Here is an 18756-nt window from a genome sequence, read left to right on the forward strand (position 1 = left end):
TTTTATCATTATATAGTTGTTTCATTATCCTAGTAAAGGAGAATACAAAAAAATTTAACATACAATTCCCTTTGTTTTTAATGGTAATTTTGTTAGACTAAATAGGTTGAAAAAAAGATAGAATGGTGGCGAACTATGGAGGAAGTATGGAGATTTATTGATTCAGGCAATGAATCTGCCTCTTTTAATATGGCGCTTGATGAGGCATTGCTTGAATGGAACAGCAAAGGTGAAATCCCTCCGGTCATTCGATTTTATGGTTGGAATCCAGCAACTCTTTCTATTGGATATTTTCAAAAAGTCGAGAAGGAAATAAATATAGAAGCAGTAAGAGAGCAAAAACTCGGTTTTGTACGTCGTCCGACAGGCGGCAGGGGTGTACTGCACGAGCATGAGCTTACTTATAGTGTAATCGTACCCGAATCACACCCGAAAATGCCGCATTCCGTTACGGAGGCTTACCGGGTTATTTCGGAGGGGATTTTAAAAGGATTCCATCATCTTGGATTAGAGGCTTATTTTGCGGTGCCGAAAACTTCGGAAGAACGTGATTCATTAAAAAATCCTCGGTCTGCTGTATGTTTTGATGCACCAAGCTGGTATGAGCTTGTTGTCGAAGGCCGAAAAGTCGCCGGCAGTGCACAAACAAGACAGCGGGGAGTAATTCTTCAGCATGGTTCGATTTTGCTTGACCTGGATGAAGATAAACTGTTTAGTCTGTTTAAATACCCAAATGATCGTGTGAAGGAACGGATGCAGAAAGCATTTAAAAGCAAGGCTGTGGCAATAAATGATATAAGTCCTGTGCGAATTACACTTGAAGAGGCAAAGAAAGCTTTTAAAGCAGGTTTTGCAGAGGGGTTAAATATTTGTCTCGAGCCATACGAACTGACTGAAGCTGAAATGAATTATGTGAAAAAAATTGCTTCTGAGCGCTATGAAAATGATGAGTGGAATTTTATGAGATAGGGAGGGACCTGCGTACTTGCAAGTCCCTCTTAAGTGGTAAAAAAAGGTATTTGTGGATTCCTTTTCATCAAAGAAGTGCAAGTCTTGAATTAAGGCGAAATTTATCGTATTTAGGCAGTAATTTAACTAAAACTCTATTATTCTCTCTTTTCTCTTTTGTTTTGTGTTTGACAAAATAAGTGTGACTTGACCTAAAATCAATATGTTGTGGCATTGAAAATATTTATGACACTATATATTGATTTTGTAAGTGTCGTATGATAAGTTTAGAGTACTTTGTAATAATAATGCTAACAAGAGATTCAATTGGTTGATAGCAACTAGAACTAACATTGAATCTATTTTTAAGGAGTTGTATATATGTCTGTTGCCCTTGGAAAGAAAATGAATTTGGATGCAGAACGATTAAACAAAGACATTGAACTTTTTCCGCAAGTTCATCCAGTTACCCCGGATATGAAAATTACACACAAAGGGGTCTCCCGTCTTGTCATGCTTGATCGTTATACGTTCAAGGATACCGAGAAGATTACATTAGCTAGTGGAGACTTTGTTGTCCTCACCATTAAAGAAGATCCTAAATTTCCTGCACGTGGTCTAGGCTATATTCTTGATATTGATTGGGAAAAGAAAATGGCCCGAGTATTGGTAGAAGAAGAATTCAGAGGGGTTCTTGATGATTCTGAAGAGGCAAAGACAGGAATTATCAGACGTCCATTAGATGTGATTGAGAAGCCTCTAGAAGTCTATTACGAGCAAATTGCGAAGCGTAACGCAACAGGGCTAGCTTCAGTTGAAAAAACAGAAGAAAAACAAAAAGAATGGTTTGAAAAGTTTTATAACGAATTAGTGAACTTAAACTTCATTCCGGCAGGCCGTGTGTTATACGGAGCGGGTGCTGGAACAGATGTGACGTATTTTAACTGCTACGTTATGCCATTTGTTCAAGATTCACGCGGCGGTATTTCAGAACACCGTACGAAGGTAATGGAAATCATGAGCCGCGGCGGTGGTGTAGGAACAAATGGTTCAACCCTTAGACCACGCAACACGCTGGCAAAAGGTGTAAACGGCAAATCCTCCGGTTCTGTATCATGGTTAGATGATATTGCGAAATTGACTCATTTAGTTGAGCAAGGCGGGTCACGTAGAGGGGCCCAAATGATCATGCTGGCGGACTGGCATCCAGACATTATGGAATTTATTATCTCGAAAATGCAAAACCCGCGCATTTTACGTTTCTTAATTGAAAATAGTGAAGATGAGAAAATTAAGAAGCTAGCAAAAGACAAACTTAAATTTACCCGCTTAACAGAGCAGGAAAAAGCAATGTATCAAGGAATTATCAATTATAAAAATATTCCTGGTTACGGTGGTTTCAGTGAAAGCATTATTGCATATGCAGAAGAAACACTAGCAGAGGGCGGAACCTACTCCGTTAATAATCCTGAGTTCTTAACAGGAGCAAATATCTCTGTATGTTTGACGAAGGAATTCATGGAAGCTGTTGAAAACGATACTGAATATGAGCTTCGTTTCCCTGATACGGAAAGCTACAACGCTGAAGAAATGAAAATCTACAATGAACAATGGCATAAAGTAGGCGATGTTCGCGAGTGGGAAAAGCTTGGTCATAAAGTTCGTACTTATAAAAAGATCAAGGCAAAAGAGCTTTGGAATCTAATCAATATCTGTGCAACCTACTCTGCAGAGCCAGGCATTTTCTTCATTGATAATGCTAATGATATGACAAATGCACAAGCCTATGGTCAAAAAGTAGTTGCAACAAATCCGTGTGGTAGAGTAGCTTAGTTTGCCTCACGTTAAAAATTGCGGAATAAAGCGGGAAGGCTGAGATGCTAATCCGAACCGAAGGCTGACAGTAAAATGTTAGTCAGGGGCAACGCATAGGTGGTGAACCTCTAATTTAGAGAATATAATCCACCCACGAGGCCGCAACATTTCGTTTAAAGGAAATGAAAATATATGCTGATCTTGCAGGAATTCAACTGTAAGAACTAGAGGATAAAAAGCCTCTAGGATAACAATAATGGAACAACCTCTTGCGCCATATTCTGTTTGTAACCTTGCAGCGGTTAACCTAGCAGAAATGGCTGATAAAGAAACAAAAAAGGTTAACTTTGAAAAGTTAAAAAGAACAGTTGAAGTAGGCGTACGCATGCAGGACAACGTTATCGATGCGACACCATATTTCCTAGAAGAAAATAAAAAGCAAGCACTAGGTGAACGCCGTGTTGGACTTGGTGTCATGGGTCTACATGACTTGCTGATTTACTGTGAAACAGAATATGGTTCTGAAGCAGGAAACAAGCTTGTTGATGAAGTATTTGAGACGATTGCCACAACAGCTTATCGTGCGTCAGTTGAGCTTGCCAAAGAAAAAGGCAGCTTCCCATTCTTAACTAGCGAAAAAGAAGATGAAACTAATCGTTTACGTCAAGCGTTCATTGATACAGGCTATATGAAGAAAATGCCTGAAGACATCAGAGAGTCTATTCTAGAGCACGGAATTCGTAATTCTCACTTACTAACTGTTGCACCTAAATAATTTGGGCTTTTATGTGGTGACACATAATCGAAACCTCTTTAATTGCTGGGACACCCTAAAGCTGTTTCAACCACAACGTAATTGGTGACAATAAGCGTGATGGTTCGAAAATGAAACAGATATAACAATGGGCAATCAGCAGGCAAGTTATCTTATTTAGTAGGAATAAGATAAAAGCTTCAACGACTAGAGCGGCAGCTCGTACCTCGCAAGCGATTGGCGAGGGAAATAGGAGGGCACTCTCCTGAGTGTTTGATATAGTCTATCCTTGTGTGAAAGCACAAGCAGCTTATAAAGCGGTATAAAGAGTAGCGTCTTTATATGAATAAAAGAGACAGGATCTACTGGTACAATGGTGGGAGTTTCAACAGGACTTGAACCTTACTTCTCCTTCTCATATTTCAGAAGCGGAAGATTGGGTAAATTTATTGAAGTAAAAGCGGATATTGTTCAGGACTATTTAGCGGAGCACCCTGAAGCAGATCAGGATAATCTGCCACATTGGTTCGTCACAGCCATGGAGCTTGATCCAGAAGCACATGCTGATGTACAATGTGTCATCCAGCGCTGGATTGACAGTTCTATCAGTAAAACGGTTAATGCACCAAAAGGATATAGCGTTGAACAAGTAGAAAAAGTTTACGAGCGTTTATACCGTGGCGGTGCAAAAGGTGGAACAGTATATGTAGACGGTTCCCGTGATGCACAAGTGCTAACATTAAAAGCAGAAGAAAATACCTTCGAGCATACACATGAACATAAAAAAGATAAGCCAAAGCAGCATGTTGTATTACTTGATACAATCAATGACTTGCGCTCAACATCTGTAACGATTGGATCAGAGGTTGGCGATACTTGTCCAGTCTGCCGCCAAGGTACAGTAGAAGAAATCGGCGGCTGTAACACTTGTACAAACTGTAATGCACAATTAAAGTGCGGTTTATAATATGATTTAATATGAAAAAGGGCGGAAATAATCCGTCCTTTTTCTTTTTTTAATTGTCCATGGTACTATCCATACCAACTCCAGATTAAAGATATATTAATAAATTCACAAATAGGAGTGGCTGATATGTATATAGATGGTGTCTTTTCTGGAGGAGGTATTAGGGGAATTGCATTAATTGGTGCGATCGAAGAAATTGAAAAAAGAGGATACCAATTCGCCCGGGTTGCCGGTGCAAGTGCGGGAGCGATTATTGCCGCACTTACCGCAGCGGGGTATAAAAGCAAAGAAATATTTACCCTTATTGATGATATGGACTTAACCATGCTGCTAGATGAACGTAAATCCTTTCTCCCATTTTCCTTAACCAAATGGGTTGCATTATATTGGACACTTGGATTATATAAAGGCGATGCACTTGAAGAATGGCTGGAAGAGATGTTAGCAAGAAAAGGATTAAGAACGTTTTCCGACTTACCGCATCAGAAATTACGAATCGTTGCCTCTGATATAACAAATGGCCGGCTTATGGTTATTCCTGATGACTTAAATCAATACGGCCTTGACCCTAAATCCTTTTCAATTGCGAGGGCCGTCCGCATGAGCTGCAGTATCCCTTATTTTTTCGAACCCGTACGATTAAAGGTCGACAGGGAAACCATTATTATCGTAGACGGCGGTGTATTAAGTAATTTCCCGATCTGGCTTTTTGAGAATGAACATAATCAAAGAGAACGGCCGATTATTGGGATCAAGCTTAGTCCCAAAACGGATGAAATGCCGAAAAACAAAATTGAAAATGCAATCCAGCTATTCAAAGCGCTGTTCGAAACGATGAAGGATGCGCATGATGCACGCCATATATCGAGTAAACAAGAAAAAGACATTATCTTTATTCCTTCTACCGGCGTTTTTGCTACCGAATTTGCTTTAACAGATGAAATGAAGCAAGAGCTTTTCGAGCAGGGGAGAGAATGTGCGATTAAATTTTTCAACTCTTGGAAATATGATCGAAGGTTTAAAGTTTTGTAGAACACAAAAAAACCAAGTCTCAAAAGAATGAGGCTCGGTTTTTCTTTTTCCCTTTTTTACCTTCAATTACTGTCAACTTAGGGTTAGAGTGATTTTTTCTGGCCCTCAATTTTTTGATGGATGTTAAATTGTTTGTTTTTTTCTTTTGCTGACTAGGTTCCTTCTGGTTATGTCTTTTAACTGATCTTTTTGCAGCTTTAACAAAGGCTCGTTGCTCACGTTTAGCAGGGCTTGGTTTGTAAAAGCGCCTTATCAGAAAGAAAATGACAGCTCCAATCACGAGCATGACAGCGATTCCTTGGAAAAAACCGGCAGGATTTGTATAGAGTTTTGATGCCACCCCAATGACCGCCAAAATAATTAACCCGAAAACAATAGAAAACGAAATCCGATTTTTCAAGAAAGCCACCTCCCTATGAGCATGATGAGCATTTTTTCCAATTTTTAAACACATTTTATATAGAAAACACAATATTTATACTAATAATTCTGATTTATTTGGTTATCTCCTTATTATATAAGAATATTCGGAATAAACAACTAAAAATCCTTTAAAAAAATGAAGTTTTAATCCATTTTTTTGAGGTATATCAAAAGAGATAAAAGCAAAGATTCATAATATATATGATATTAATAAATCAGGGGTTTGTGAGTAGATTAAACCTATTTTCTAACTATATTTTACATCAAAATTTCTAAAACTGCCATTATCTGCTTTGATTCAAAATTATTTCTAATTACATCTATAGGATTCGAAGAAAATAATATATAAGTATAATAAAAGTCTTTATATCATGGATATTTTATTCCCAAAAGATGTAAGGATTACAGTGTATGGGACATACTAATGATGGAGGTGTTATCAATGGCTGAAGAAAAATTAGCAAGAGAGGAAATGAAAGAAAAACCAATGTCGTTTATGACCCTTGTTGTTTTAACAGGCTTAATTGGCGGTATTTTTTTTGGTTGTTTAGCATATTTGGCGTACATCTTTAATTTTACTGAAATCCCGCCGCGTGTCCTATTAGAACCTTGGGCATTAGGAGACTGGAAAAGGGGTTGGCTGGGTACGGTCATTGCCATTATATTGATTGGCGTTATTTCGATTGTTGCAGCACTTCTTTATTACGCTACGTTGAGAAAGTTCAACAATATGTGGGCGGGAATTGCTTATGGACTAGTGCTATTTCTCCTTGTCTTTTTTGTGTTAAATCCCATTTTTCCTGGGATTCGTCCGTTTAATCAAATTGATTTAAACACAATTATTACTTCTATATGTTTGTATGTTTTATTCGGTTTATTTGTAGGCTATACGATTTCCTATGAGGAAAATGAAATTAAGAGCAGTAAAAAGGAAGAAGAGGCAACGACAACTTAATCCTTCCATATTGTGAAAGAAACACCTTATGGTAAAATGTTTATAGTAAAAATAACAATGAGGGTGTCCTTTAAGATGTCCGGCATCCACGCCTGCATTTTAAGACACCTTCGTACGTTAAAGGAGAGGATCAATTGGAAAAATTAGAAAAGCTCCGTGCCGCGATTGAAATTCAAGGATTAGACGGCATATTAATTACCAGCACCTATAACAGGCGTTATGTTTCTAATTTTACTGGGACTGCTGGCGTTGTATTGATAAGTCTTGATAGAGCTATTTTTATTACCGATTTTCGTTATGTTGTGCAAGCGTCAAAGCAGTGTGAGGGCTTTGAGATTGTCCAGCAGAAGAAAAGTATCCCTGAGGAAATAGCAAGCCAGGCAGCTTCACTGGGGATTAAAAAGCTTGGATTTGAACAAGACTATGTTACATACTCGGATTTTAAAGTATATGAATCAGTGATTCAGGCTGAGTTGTTGCCGGTTTCAGGTATAATAGAAAAATTACGCTTGATTAAGACGGAAGCAGAGATTAAGATATTAAAGGAAGCAGCCGAGATTGCGGATGCAGCATTTACTCATATTTTACAATTTATTCATCCAGGAGTTTCTGAGCTTGAGGTTTCGAATGAATTGGAGTTCTTTATGAGAAAAGCAGGCGCTACGTCATCTTCTTTTGATACTATTGTCGCTTCAGGTTATCGTTCTGCCCTTCCACACGGTGTGGCATCAGATAAAATTATTGAAACAGGTGATCTTGTTACATTAGATTTTGGTGCTTATTATCATGGATATGTCTCGGATATTACACGTACAATAGCAGTTGGAGAACCTGAAGCTAAATTAAAGGAAATATATGATATTGTTTTAAAAGCACAAAAACGTGGTGTTGCTGGTATAAAGCCGGGAATGAGCGGAAAAGAAGCAGATGCTTTAACAAGGGATTATATTACGAAAAAAGGATACGGAGAGTATTTTGGTCATTCCACCGGCCATGGAATCGGATTGGAAGTGCATGAAGGTCCCGCTCTGTCGTTAAAGTCAGATCTAATTCTTGAACCGAATATGGTCGTGACGGTTGAACCGGGAATATATATTCCTGGATTAGGCGGTGTCCGGATTGAAGACGATACCGTTATCACATCAAAAGGGAATGAAACGCTGACCCATTCAGAAAAAGAACTCATTGTACTTTAACTTCATTCAGCAGAACTTCCCCATTTCAATAAGTGTGGGGTATCTGCGAATAGGCTATCTAATTCAGTATGGGTTCACTCCCTGCTGAATGAAGTTAAGCCTCCGGCGGATGCCTCGGATTTTTTAGATGAAATTTATCGAGCAAGCTCGATAAAAATCCGGGCGCAAATTCGCGGGGGCGAATTTGATTATTTAGGAGGATTTTTTTATATGATTTCAGTTAACGATTTTCGTACAGGCTTAACGATTGAAGTAGACGGAGGAATCTGGCGTGTCCTTGATTTCCAACACGTTAAACCAGGTAAAGGTGCAGCGTTTGTTCGTTCAAAGCTTCGTAATTTACGTACAGGGGCTATCCAGGAAAAAACGTTCCGTGCAGGTGAAAAAGTAGCTAGAGCACAAATTGATAACCGTAGAATGCAGTACCTATATGCAAATGGTGATCAACATGTATTCATGGACCAAGAGTCATATGACCAAATTGAGTTATCAGCTGCAGCAATTGACTATGAATTAAAATTCTTAAAAGAAAACATGGAAGTACACATTATGTTATACCAAGGTGAGACTCTCGGTGTTGAACTTCCAAACACAGTTGAATTAGAAGTAACGGAAACCGAACCAGGAATTAAAGGTGATACTGCTTCAGGCGGTACAAAGCCTGCAACACTTGAAACAGGTCTTACTGTACAAGTACCGTTCTTTGTTAACCAAGGAGATCGATTAATCATCAACACAACTGATGGAAGCTATGTTTCAAGAGCTTAATCATATTTAAATAGAAGAACACAAAAAGCAACGGCCTAAAAAGGCTGTTGCTTTTTTTATGTTCTTCAAAATAAAAATGTTTTCTCCTTCTCCCTAAAAAAAGAACTCTTATAAAACAAGGTCATATTGCGGCCAAGCAGGCATACATTTTAATGAGTGCCATTCATTCAAGAAAAAGAGGAGGAAAGTCAAAGTGGAAGCAGTTCTATCCTTTTTACCTAAAAATATCTCCAATCAAATAAAGCAAATCCCTCCTTTCGAAATGAAAGAAATTGAAGAAATTCGTGTCCGGGTTAATCGGCCTTTGGAAATATCCGCAAGAGGTACTGCGCGGTTCTTTTCCTATATTGTCCAGCCGGACGATGCTGTTCATTTACTAAATAAAATTAGTCATTTCTCCTTATATGCCCTCGAAGAGGAACTAAAACGCGGGTTTATTACCATTGAGGGAGGCCATCGGGTTGGACTGGCAGGTAAGGTTGTGCTTGAATCAGGCAGAGTAAAAGCGATTAAAGATATTTCATCCTTTAATATTCGGATTGCGAATGAAAAGATTGGTATTGCTGACAAGCTAATAAAAGACATCTATACAGGGAACTGGCTTCATACCATGATTATTGGTCCTCCGCAAACAGGCAAAACAACGATGTTAAGGGATATTGCCCGCATCATTTCTAGCGGTGATGCAAATGGCAGGTTTAAAGCATCGAAGGTCGGAATTGTCGATGAACGTTCGGAGATCGCCGGATGTGTTGCAGGGATTCCGCAAATGTCCTTTGGACCCAGGGTTGATGTGTTGGACGCTTGTCCGAAAGCAGAGGGAATGATGATGATGATCCGCTCAATGAGTCCAGATGTACTCATTGTGGATGAGATTGGCAGGAAAGAGGATACAGAAGCCATTCTAGAGGCAGTTAATGCCGGGATCAAGCTTATGATGACGACACATGGTGACTCATTTGATGAGATTAAGAAACGTCCAACGTTAAAAGCCATTTTACAAGAAGGGATATTTCAACGCTTTATAATCCTAAGTCGAAATGACGGACCTGGCACCATTACAAGTATTATGGATCAAGATGGCAGGGAGTTAAGGTCAAAAGTGAGAGTGAACTGATGTGATAAAAATAATCGGTGCGATCTTGATTATTTTTGCAACGACTTGGACAGGGTTTGAAGCGGCTAAACAATTATCGGAAAGACCCAGGCAGCTTCGCGTTTTAAAAACAGCATTGCAATCATTAGAGGCAGAAATTATGTATGGCCATACTCCTCTTCATGAGGCTTCAAAGAGATTAGCAGCACAGCTCCCAGGCCCATTAAATCAATTTTTTTCGAGATTTGCTCATAAATTGACTGAATCAGAAACGATTGTCCGAGATGCCTGGGAAGGAAGCTTGAAGGAGGTTTGGGGTCAAACAGCATTTAAGAAAAATGAATTTGAAATTATGAAGCAATTTGGAGAAACGCTCGGGCGACATGATCGGATCTCCCAGCAGAAACAAATTTTGCTCACTTTGACCCACCTGGAAAGAGAAGAAAGTGAAGCACGCGAAAAACAAACCAGGTATGAAAAAATGGTCAAAAGTATTGGATTTCTAGCAGGTCTATTACTAAGCATTTTATTAATGTAGCTAATGAGGGGGAAATACGATGGGTCTTGAGGTTGATATTATTTTTAAAATTGCCGGGGTTGGGATTGTCGTTGCTTTTTTACACACAATCCTTGACCAGGTTGGAAAAAAGGAATATGCCCAATGGGTTACATTGTTTGGTTTTATCTACATTTTATTTATGGTTGCATCGATTGTGGACGATCTTTTTCAAAAAATTAAATCGGTCTTTCTATTTCAAGGATAGAGGGGGGATCTGCGATTGAGATTTTTCAAATAATTGGAATTGCGCTTGTAGCCACCTTCCTTGCTTTAATTATAAAAGAACAGAAACCGAATATTGCTTTTTTACTGATTGTTTTTACTGGATGTGCGATTTTCTTATTTTTAGTCGATCAAATTTATGCGATTATCTCCATGATCGAGAAGATGGCCCTCAATGCTGGAGTCAATTCTATCTATGTAGAAACGATATTAAAAATTATCGGAATCGCTTATATTGCAGAATTTGCCTCCCAAATCTCGAAGGATGCCGGGCAAGGGTCAATTGCTTCAAAAATCGAGCTGGGAGGAAAGATTTTGATATTAGCAATGGCGATCCCGATTTTGACAGTATTGGTTGAAACCATCATTAGTTTGATCCCGAATTAATTTACTGCTTAAGAGAGAAATGAATGTCACCACTGTTTTCTTTGGAGGTTGAGCGTATAGGAACCCCAAGCATTTCTTGAGAGGTGAAAGCAATGAAGCAGCGGTTATCTATTATTCTCCTATTCTATGTTGTCGCGTCCTTTCTCCTCATCCCTAGTGTACAAGCATCACCACAGGAAGAGAATCCAATGGTAGAGTCAGGAATTCAGGACATGGTTGATACCCAATTGGAATCATTAAATTTGGATGAATTGAAAGGCTTTTGGGAGGACATTATGGATGAGTACGGAGGATTTTTGCCAGAAAGTCAAAAAGGAAGTCTTTATGATTTCGTAAAAGGTGAAAAAGAATTTTCATTTAAAGAATGGTTCAACGGTGCTTTGAAATATACATTTCATGAGTTTCTTGCTAATGGAAAGCTTCTTGGAACTCTTGTGATGCTGACTGTTTTTAGTATGTTTTTACAGTCATTACAAAATGCTTTTGAAAGTGGGACCATCAGTAAAGTAGCCTATGCCGTTATTTTCATGGTGTTAGTCATCATAGCTTTGAACAGCTTTCATGTCGCAGTTACCTATGCACTCGAGGCAATTCAGACGATGACCAGTTTTATTATGGCTTTAATCCCTTTGTTACTTGCATTAATTGCTGCTTCAGGGGGGCTTGTATCCGCGGCCTTTTTTCACCCAATTATCTTGTTTTTAATGAATATGAGCGGAGTCTTTATTCAATATATTGTATTGCCATTATTATTTCTTGCAACGCTATTAAGTGTTGTCAGTGCCTTAAGTGATCAGTACAAAGTAACACAGTTGGCCAACCTGCTGCGAAATGGAAGCATTGCCCTCTTAGGTTTATTTTTCACGATATTTCTTGGGGTCATTTCTGTCCAAGGTGCTTCCGCAGCCGTTACAGACGGCATTGCTCTAAGGACCGCAAAATTTATCACCGGCAATTTTATTCCGGTCATTGGCAGGATGTTTACTGATGCAACAGATACAGTACTGAGTGCTTCCGTATTATTAAAAAATACAGTTGGAATAGCCGGTGTTGCGATTTTACTGATTATTGTTGCTTTTCCAGCCTTAAAGATATTGATCGTTGCGCTTATTTATCAATTTGCTGCAGCGATCCTGCAGCCACTAGGCGGGGGCCCTATCATTAAGTGTCTCGATATTATCGGGAAAAGCATCATTTATGTGTTTGCCGCTCTTTCAATTGTATCCCTTATGTTCTTTTTAAGTATTACAGTGATTGTTGCTGCCGGGAATTTAACCATTATGGTTAGGTAGGGAGGTGCTGCATGGAATTTATTAAAGAATGGGTAACGAATATTATTTTATTTGTACTATTTGCCATGATGATTGACATGCTGCTCCCAAATTCGAAGTTTCAAAAATATACGAAAATGGTTATTGGTTTATTGTTAATTGCGATCATTTTAACACCTATTTTTAAATTAATCTCACAGGACTTCGAGGCAACGATGGCTTCCATCCCGGAATGGGAAGATACGGGTGAGAACAATATAAAAAATTTAATAGATTCACAGAAAAATGAAATACAAGCCTCACAAGATGCATATATTTTAAAACAAATGGCTGTCCAGTTGAAAGAGGACGCAGAGGAGGAGTTGATGGATCAACACGGGTTAGTGATTACAGATCTTAATTTATTAGTAGATGAAGATGATCAACGCCCTTTCCCTGAGAATCTACAAAAGGTAGTCATACAGCTGCAGGAACCAAGTGAAGCAACAGAAGCAATTGAAGCGGTGAAAACTGTGGAAATTAATACAGATGAACCGCCTGTACCGAAAACAAAAGCAGAAAATAACAAAAAAATAATCCGGCTCCTTTCAGAAAAATGGAGTATTGATGACAAATTAATTGAGCTTCAGATAGAAAGGGGGGGCAAGTCAGCGGAATGAAACAGGAAAAAGGACCTTTCTCATGGTTGAAAAAGCAGTTCTCAAAAGAAGAACAGGGTGAGAATAAAAAGGGAAAGTATCCCTATTTAGTTCTGGTTGTTTTATTTGGTGCAGGCATCATGCTTGTTGGAAATTTTTTTATAAACGATGGAACAACACGAAAGGAATTGCCGGCGTTTAATAACAATGAAGAGCAAAAAGAGGACGTTGAAACATTTGGTCAAAGCAAATCAGCTAGTAATAGTATGATAGAAGAATATGAACAAGCCTATGAGACTCGAATAAAAGAGGCTTTAGATGCGATTGTTGGTGTCAGTGATGTTACCGTTGTCGTTAACGTAGACTCAACAGAGGAGAAGGTTCTAGAAACAAATACTAAAACACAGACACAGGTGACAGATGAAACGGATCGTGAAGGCGGGAAGAGAAAAGTGGAGGATACTTCAACGGATGAACAGCTTGTCATCATCCAGGATGGTGAAAAGGAAGTTCCGATTGTAATAGAAACGAAAAAACCGGAGATTCGCGGTGTCCTTGTGGTTGCAAAAGGTGCTGAGAATATCCAAGTGAAAAAATGGATCAAAGAGGCTGTAACGAGGTCACTGGACGTGCCGGAACATCGGGTGTCAGTGTTACCGAAAAAGACGAAGGGGGATTCGTAAATGTTATTAAAGAAACAAACGGTATGGTTATTAACAATGCTAAGCTTAGTGGTAGTCTTATCCGTCTATTATCTCACATCACCAGAGCAGCAGCAGAATGAATTAGCGGCCATTGAGGAGAAGAAGAGTACGGAGGAGACAAATAAGAATAATGCAGACGATGCAGTTTCCAGTGGTGCAAAAGAGGATGCTGAAATTATCACAAATGCTGCCGGTGATGAGGCATTTGAAACACTTCGTATGCAGCTGCAGGATGAACGCAGTCAAATGAAAGAAGATTTAACGAAAAGAATTGCTTCCACTGATCTCCCAGTTGAGGACCGCAGCGAGGCAAAAGAGCAAATGGATGAGTTAAATGAGATTGCACAGAAGGAATTATTGCTTGAAACCTTAATTAAATCGATGAATTATGAAGATGTTCTTGTCCGTGCTGATGGTGATCAAGTAAATATTACAGTTAAAGCTGAAAAACAATCGAGAGCAGAAGCAAATAAAATCATTCAAACAGTTAGAAGTGAATTGGGTCCTCTTCATGCTGTTGTCGAGTTTCAAACGGCTAAATAACTAATTTATGGAAAAGAGGGAAAGTATAGAACTTTCCCTCTTTTTTGAATTTTTTAGAGGAAGTTGGCAATAAATGTCGAAAATAAAGTGAAGACCATAAAATGTTGTTTTTTTATCAGCTCTTATCGTATGATATTAGTATCTGGTTACATATGGCTGCTTAAGAAATTTATGGTCTGCCTAAAATGGGCGATAATTAAAACAGGGGGCATTTTAACATGTTAAAGGTGCAAGAAATCAGAGAATTAATCAAACTAATTGATCACTCTAAGATTGAGGAATTTAGTTTTGAACACGATGGCTCCAAAATTAAAATGAAAAAGAATACGGGCGGGTCAGTTAGCGTAGTTAAAACGATAGAACAATCTGTAGAAAAACCAGTAGCAGAGGTTGTGCAAAAGCCTGTTGTTCAAGAAGTACCGGTTGAAAAAACGGTAGCAGTACAAACACAAGCTCAACCGGAAGCAGAAGTTGAAGCTGCAACTGATTTACATAAAATTACGTCACCAATGGTAGGTACCTTCTATGAATCACCAACACCTGATGCAGATGCTTATGTAAAAATAGGTTCAAAGGTCTCAAAAGATTCGATTGTTTGTATTGTTGAAGCCATGAAGTTATTTAATGAAATTGAAGCAGAAGTGGAAGGCGAAATTGTAGAAGTACTAGTGAAAAATGGACAGTTGGTAGAATTTGGTCAACCGTTGTTCCTAGTGAAGCCTGAATAAGGAGTTGCACAAAAATTATGATAAAGAAATTGTTGATTGCAAACCGAGGAGAAATAGCGGTAAGAATTATTCGTGCTTGTCGTGAACTAGGGATCGAATCAGTAGCTGTCTATTCGGAAGCGGATAAAGAAGCACTGCATGTTCAACTGGCGGACGAAGCCTATTGTATTGGACCGACTCCCTCAAAAGACAGTTATCTTAATGTGACGAACATTATTAGTGTTGCGAATAAAACCGGCTGTGATGCCATTCATCCCGGATATGGATTTTTAGCAGAAAATGCGGATTTTGCTGAATTATGCCGTGATTGTAATATTATCTTTGTTGGACCAACCCCAGAAGCCATTTCTAAAATGGGGACAAAAGATGTTGCCCGTGAAACAATGAGAGAAGCGGGTGTTCCAATCGTTCCTGGTTCTCAAGGAATAATCAATACGGTTGATGAAGCAATTGAACTTGCCAATCAAATTGAGTATCCTGTGATTATAAAAGCGACTGCCGGCGGAGGCGGAAAAGGTATCCGCGTTGCACGTAATGAAAACGAGTTAGTCAAGGGTATCAACATAACACAGCAAGAAGCTATGACTGCTTTCGGAAACCCTGGTGTTTACCTTGAAAAATATATAGAAGATTTTCGGCACGTAGAAATACAGGTATTAGCTGATAATTATGGAAATGTGATTCATTTAGGTGAAAGAGACTGCTCCATTCAAAGAAGACTGCAAAAGCTCCTTGAAGAAACTCCATCACCAGCATTAGATGGAGAAATTCGTGAAGAAATGGGAAATGCAGCGAAAAAAGCTGCAAAGGCAGTTGATTATACAGGTGCAGGCACGGTAGAATTTATTTATGATTACCGCAATCGCAGGTTTTATTTTATGGAGATGAATACACGAATTCAGGTAGAGCATCCCGTTACTGAAATGGTAACTGGTACGGATTTAATTAGGGAACAAATTTTAGTAGCTTCCGGTGAAAAGTTAAGTCTAACGCAAGAAGATGTGGAATTTAATGGATGGTCTATAGAATGCCGGGTGAATGCAGAAAACCCTGAAAAGAACTTTATGCCTTCACCAGGGAAGATTAATATGTATCTAGCACCTGGTGGATTAGGTGTACGTGTTGATTCAGCAGCCTATCCAGGGTATTCGATTCCTCCGTACTATGATTCAATGATTGCAAAAGTTATCACATATGGAAAAACTCGCGAGGAAGCCATTGCCAGAATGAAACGAGCTTTGAGTGAATTTGTAATCGAAGGCGTTCATACGACGATTCCATTCCATCTTAAATTGCTAAACCATGAAAATTTCGTGAACGGCGAGTTTAATACAAAGTTCTTGGAATTACATGATGTGATGAAATCAGTGTAATAATAGGAGGTACCATTATGAGCGTAAACAACATTCTAGAAATGAGTCCAGGCAGCAATAATCTTGGTAAAGTGGAAATAGCGCCTGAGGTTATCGAAGTAATCGCCGGTATCGCTGCATCTGAAGTCGAAGGTGTAGCACAAATGAGAGGCAATTTTGCTTCTGGAGTCGTGGAACGTCTAGGAAAAAAGAATCATGGAAAAGGTGTCAAGGTCGAATTGCTTGAAGAAGGAATCAAAGTGGATGTATACTGTGTAATGAAATTTGGTGTTTCCATTCCAAGTGTTGCACAAGGTATCCAAGATAATATTCGTCAGGCTTTATTAGATATGACTGCCTTAGAAACAGTAGAGATAAATGTTCATGTGGTAGGAATCCAGTTTGAAAATAGTAACCAAGAAACTGAAATAGAAGACGAAATGTAATCAGAAATACCAAAGACATGATGTCTTTGGTATTTTTTTATTTATAACTTCCGGATAGAAGTGCGAATACGTTCCAGATATGCTATTATCGTGTTATGCAAAAATGGATATGATAGTGAGTCATAATAAACAGAGAGTACTTAAGTGTTTACACATTACATACTAAAGGAGTTACAGATCGTAATGAAAAGAAGAACAGCTAGAGAAAAGGCTTTACAGGCAATCTTTCAAATTGAAATGAGTCAACCAACAATTGATGATGCATTGGAACATGTACTCGAAGGAGAGCCAAACGATCCCTATTTGATCAAACTTGTGAACGGTGTTGTGGATCACATGAAAGAAATAAATGATGTCATTTCTAAACATTTAGAGAAATGGTCACTTGACCGCCTAGCTAATGTTGATCGCAATATATTAAGATTAGCGGTTTATGAATTGCTTTATTGTCAAGATGATGTGCCGGCAAATGTTATAATGGATGAGGCAATTGAAATTGCGAAAATCTATGGTGATGAGCAATCAAGTAAGTTCATCAACGGAGTACTTTCAAAAGTGAAAAGCTCTTTTTAAGTCCAGCTAAGCGCATTTCAGATAAGGAGTTAGAAAGATGGAGCAGCGTTTTTTAACGGTTACGGCGTTAACTAAATATATAAAAAGAAAATTTGATGCTGACCCCCATCTTCAAGATGTGTATGTAAAAGGGGAAATATCAAATTATAAGCAGCATTCCAGCGGGCATATGTATTTTACGTTAAAGGATGAGAAAGCCAGAATTTTGGCTGTTATGTTTTCGAGTGCGAACAGAAAGTTGAAATATTCACCTGAAAATGGAATGAAGGTATTGATACGCGGCAATGTGACCGTGTTTGAGTCGGGCGGACAATACCAAATCTATGTTAAGGAAATGCAGCCGGATGGCATTGGTGATCTTTATTTAGCTTTTGAACAGCTGAAAGAAAAGCTTGCGAAAGAAGGGCTGTTTGCCCAAGAACATAAAAAAAGCCTGCCAAAGTTTCCAAATACAGTCGGTGTCGTTACTTCCCCAACAGGTGCTGCGATTCGAGATATCATAACGACAATTAAAAGACGTTACCCTATTGCAAAAGTATTGATCTTTCCTGCTTTAGTCCAAGGTGAACAGGCTGCCCCTTCGATTGTATCAGCCATTAAACAGGCGAATGACAGTGGAAACCAAGTAGATGTTTTAATTATTGGACGAGGCGGCGGTTCTATAGAGGAATTATGGGCATTCAATGAAGAAGTGGTAGCAAGAGCTATATATGATTCGAAGGTTCCCATTATATCTGCAGTTGGTCATGAAACGGATTTTACCATTGCGGATTTTGTTGCCGATCTCAGAGCGCCGACTCCAACCGGTGCAGCCGAATTGGCTGTTCCGCATGTTGATGAATGGGTTGAAAGGGTCCTGACAAGACAAACCCGTTTAATTCGCGCAATCAAAGAGAAGCTAAGCCGCCAAAGCAGCAAGCTTGAACGTATTGAGAAGTCATATGCTTTTCGATACCCGCAAAGGCTGTATGAGCAGAAACTAGAGCAGCTGGACAAAAGGACAGAAGAGCTGGTATACAATTCCCAAAAGCTATTTTCTGTCAAAAGCGCTCAGCTGGAGCAAGTGGAAAGAAGGCTGACTCGAAATCATCCTGATGCAAAACTGCAGGAAGCAACGATACAGTATGAAAAATCCATTAAATCATTAACAAAGGCGATGATGTCAATTCTCTCCAAAAAAGAGGCTGATTTTTCAAATTTAGTGTCGACGCTGGAAGCTTTAAGTCCATTAAGAATAATGGACCGCGGCTACAGCCTTGCTTATAGTGATGATGGCAAGCTGTTAAAAAGCACAAAGCAGGTACAGATAAATGAAACAGTTCGGATCAAACTGTCAGATGGGACGCTAACGTGCAGCGTGACTGACAAAGAGGAGTGAA

Annotated in this window: 19 protein-coding genes and 3 pseudogenes; 21 read left to right on the forward strand and 1 reads right to left on the reverse strand. The window is 38.9% G+C overall.

From position 1 onward, the window contains the following. Positions 1–135 precede the first annotated feature (135 nt). The 5 genes and pseudogenes from R4Z09_RS07205 (at position 136) to R4Z09_RS07225 (ending at position 5516) form a co-directional block, all read left to right on the forward strand. Complete coding sequence (locus tag R4Z09_RS07205; RefSeq protein ID WP_338451659.1) at positions 136–969, forward strand: biotin/lipoate A/B protein ligase family protein; 834 nt, start codon at positions 136–138, stop codon at positions 967–969. Between the two features lie 360 nt (positions 970–1329). Then, a pseudogene (locus R4Z09_RS07210) lies at positions 1330–2769 on the forward strand (vitamin B12-dependent ribonucleotide reductase); the annotation flags it as partial. 253 nt (positions 2770–3022) lie between these two features. Next, positions 3023–3532 (forward strand): annotated as a pseudogene (locus R4Z09_RS07215) (ribonucleotide-diphosphate reductase subunit alpha); the annotation flags it as partial. 340 nt (positions 3533–3872) lie between these two features. Then, a pseudogene (locus R4Z09_RS07220) lies at positions 3873–4484 on the forward strand (ribonucleotide-diphosphate reductase subunit alpha); the annotation flags it as partial. A 126-nt stretch (positions 4485–4610) separates the two neighbouring features. Further along, the gene (locus R4Z09_RS07225) at positions 4611–5516 is read left to right on the forward strand and encodes a patatin-like phospholipase family protein (protein WP_338451660.1); all 906 of its coding nucleotides are present in this window, start codon (positions 4611–4613) and stop codon (positions 5514–5516) included. 19 nt (positions 5517–5535) lie between these two features. Here R4Z09_RS07225 and R4Z09_RS07230 read toward each other — a convergent pair whose 3' ends face one another. Continuing rightward, on the reverse strand, positions 5536–5925 hold the full coding sequence (locus R4Z09_RS07230; RefSeq protein ID WP_338451661.1) for an SA1362 family protein: 390 nt from the start codon (positions 5923–5925) through the stop codon (positions 5536–5538). Positions 5926–6381: 456 nt separating this feature from the next. Between R4Z09_RS07230 and R4Z09_RS07235 the strand changes: the two genes are divergently transcribed. The 16 genes from R4Z09_RS07235 to xseA all read left to right on the forward strand — a co-directional run bounded on the left by R4Z09_RS07235 (position 6382) and on the right by xseA (position 18755). Beyond that, positions 6382–6894: a YqhR family membrane protein gene (locus tag R4Z09_RS07235; protein WP_338451662.1), complete on the forward strand. Its 513-nt coding sequence runs from the start codon at positions 6382–6384 to the stop codon at positions 6892–6894. A gap of 134 nt (positions 6895–7028) precedes the next feature. After that, a complete protein-coding gene (locus R4Z09_RS07240) occupies positions 7029–8090 on the forward strand; it encodes a Xaa-Pro peptidase family protein (protein ID WP_338451663.1) in 1062 nt (353 codons plus the stop codon). Between the two features lie 210 nt (positions 8091–8300). Next, entirely contained in the window at positions 8301–8858 is a 558-nt protein-coding gene (gene efp / locus R4Z09_RS07245; RefSeq protein WP_338451664.1) for an elongation factor P, read from the forward strand. 193 nt (positions 8859–9051) lie between these two features. Beyond that, complete coding sequence (gene spoIIIAA, locus R4Z09_RS07250) at positions 9052–9975, forward strand: stage III sporulation protein AA (protein WP_338451665.1); 924 nt, start codon at positions 9052–9054, stop codon at positions 9973–9975. A 1-nt stretch (position 9976) separates the two neighbouring features. After that, a complete protein-coding gene (spoIIIAB, locus tag R4Z09_RS07255; RefSeq protein WP_338451666.1) occupies positions 9977–10492 on the forward strand; it encodes a stage III sporulation protein SpoIIIAB in 516 nt (171 codons plus the stop codon). A gap of 19 nt (positions 10493–10511) precedes the next feature. Further along, positions 10512–10718, forward strand: coding sequence for a stage III sporulation protein AC (spoIIIAC, locus tag R4Z09_RS07260; protein ID WP_009794945.1), 207 nt, complete (start codon positions 10512–10514; stop codon positions 10716–10718). Between the two features lie 20 nt (positions 10719–10738). Continuing rightward, positions 10739–11122 carry a stage III sporulation protein AD gene (spoIIIAD, locus tag R4Z09_RS07265; protein WP_338453220.1) on the forward strand — a complete coding sequence of 128 codons (384 nt, stop codon included), beginning with the start codon at positions 10739–10741 and terminating at the stop codon, positions 11120–11122. Between the two features lie 92 nt (positions 11123–11214). Next, positions 11215–12414 (forward strand): stage III sporulation protein AE, encoded by a 1200-nt coding sequence (spoIIIAE, locus tag R4Z09_RS07270; protein WP_338451667.1) that lies wholly within the window; start codon positions 11215–11217, stop codon positions 12412–12414. Positions 12415–12425: 11 nt separating this feature from the next. Further along, positions 12426–13052 (forward strand): stage III sporulation protein AF, encoded by a 627-nt coding sequence (gene spoIIIAF, locus R4Z09_RS07275; protein WP_338451668.1) that lies wholly within the window; start codon positions 12426–12428, stop codon positions 13050–13052. Beyond that, positions 13049–13714, forward strand: a complete 666-nt coding sequence (gene spoIIIAG, locus R4Z09_RS07280; RefSeq protein WP_338451669.1) for a stage III sporulation protein AG — start codon at positions 13049–13051, stop codon at positions 13712–13714. The genes spoIIIAF and spoIIIAG overlap by 4 nt, the downstream gene beginning before the upstream one ends. Continuing rightward, positions 13715–14278: a SpoIIIAH-like family protein gene (locus tag R4Z09_RS07285; RefSeq protein WP_338451670.1), complete on the forward strand. Its 564-nt coding sequence runs from the start codon at positions 13715–13717 to the stop codon at positions 14276–14278. It abuts the gene before it with no gap. A 218-nt stretch (positions 14279–14496) separates the two neighbouring features. Next, complete coding sequence (gene accB / locus R4Z09_RS07290; RefSeq protein WP_338451671.1) at positions 14497–15006, forward strand: acetyl-CoA carboxylase biotin carboxyl carrier protein; 510 nt, start codon at positions 14497–14499, stop codon at positions 15004–15006. A gap of 17 nt (positions 15007–15023) precedes the next feature. Beyond that, a complete protein-coding gene (gene accC, locus R4Z09_RS07295) occupies positions 15024–16379 on the forward strand; it encodes an acetyl-CoA carboxylase biotin carboxylase subunit (protein WP_338451672.1) in 1356 nt (451 codons plus the stop codon). A gap of 17 nt (positions 16380–16396) precedes the next feature. After that, positions 16397–16804 carry an Asp23/Gls24 family envelope stress response protein gene (locus R4Z09_RS07300; RefSeq protein ID WP_338451673.1) on the forward strand — a complete coding sequence of 136 codons (408 nt, stop codon included), beginning with the start codon at positions 16397–16399 and terminating at the stop codon, positions 16802–16804. A gap of 183 nt (positions 16805–16987) precedes the next feature. Next, on the forward strand, positions 16988–17377 hold the full coding sequence (gene nusB / locus R4Z09_RS07305) for a transcription antitermination factor NusB (protein WP_338451674.1): 390 nt from the start codon (positions 16988–16990) through the stop codon (positions 17375–17377). A gap of 37 nt (positions 17378–17414) precedes the next feature. After that, the gene (gene xseA, locus R4Z09_RS07310) at positions 17415–18755 is read left to right on the forward strand and encodes an exodeoxyribonuclease VII large subunit (protein WP_338451675.1); all 1341 of its coding nucleotides are present in this window, start codon (positions 17415–17417) and stop codon (positions 18753–18755) included. Position 18756: the final 1 nt, after the last annotated feature.

Origin of the sequence: Niallia oryzisoli, assembly GCF_036670025.1 — a bacterium.
GTDB lineage: Bacteria > Bacillota > Bacilli > Bacillales > Cytobacillaceae > Bacillus_BD > Bacillus_BD oryzisoli.

Coding starts and splice junctions, on each gene's coding strand:
- R4Z09_RS07205 (WP_338451659.1), top strand. CDS start 136: ATGGAGGAAGTATGGAGATTTATTGATTCAGGCAATGAATCTGCCTCT.
- R4Z09_RS07225 (WP_338451660.1), top strand. CDS start 4,611: ATGTATATAGATGGTGTCTTTTCTGGAGGAGGTATTAGGGGAATTGCA.
- R4Z09_RS07235 (WP_338451662.1), top strand. CDS start 6,382: ATGGCTGAAGAAAAATTAGCAAGAGAGGAAATGAAAGAAAAACCAATG.
- efp (WP_338451664.1), top strand. CDS start 8,301: ATGATTTCAGTTAACGATTTTCGTACAGGCTTAACGATTGAAGTAGAC.
- spoIIIAC (WP_009794945.1), top strand. CDS start 10,512: ATGGGTCTTGAGGTTGATATTATTTTTAAAATTGCCGGGGTTGGGATT.
- spoIIIAE (WP_338451667.1), top strand. CDS start 11,215: ATGAAGCAGCGGTTATCTATTATTCTCCTATTCTATGTTGTCGCGTCC.
- spoIIIAF (WP_338451668.1), top strand. CDS start 12,426: ATGGAATTTATTAAAGAATGGGTAACGAATATTATTTTATTTGTACTA.
- spoIIIAG (WP_338451669.1), top strand. CDS start 13,049: ATGAAACAGGAAAAAGGACCTTTCTCATGGTTGAAAAAGCAGTTCTCA.
- R4Z09_RS07285 (WP_338451670.1), top strand. CDS start 13,715: ATGTTATTAAAGAAACAAACGGTATGGTTATTAACAATGCTAAGCTTA.
- accB (WP_338451671.1), top strand. CDS start 14,497: ATGTTAAAGGTGCAAGAAATCAGAGAATTAATCAAACTAATTGATCAC.
- accC (WP_338451672.1), top strand. CDS start 15,024: ATGATAAAGAAATTGTTGATTGCAAACCGAGGAGAAATAGCGGTAAGA.
- R4Z09_RS07300 (WP_338451673.1), top strand. CDS start 16,397: ATGAGCGTAAACAACATTCTAGAAATGAGTCCAGGCAGCAATAATCTT.
- nusB (WP_338451674.1), top strand. CDS start 16,988: ATGAAAAGAAGAACAGCTAGAGAAAAGGCTTTACAGGCAATCTTTCAA.
- xseA (WP_338451675.1), top strand. CDS start 17,415: ATGGAGCAGCGTTTTTTAACGGTTACGGCGTTAACTAAATATATAAAA.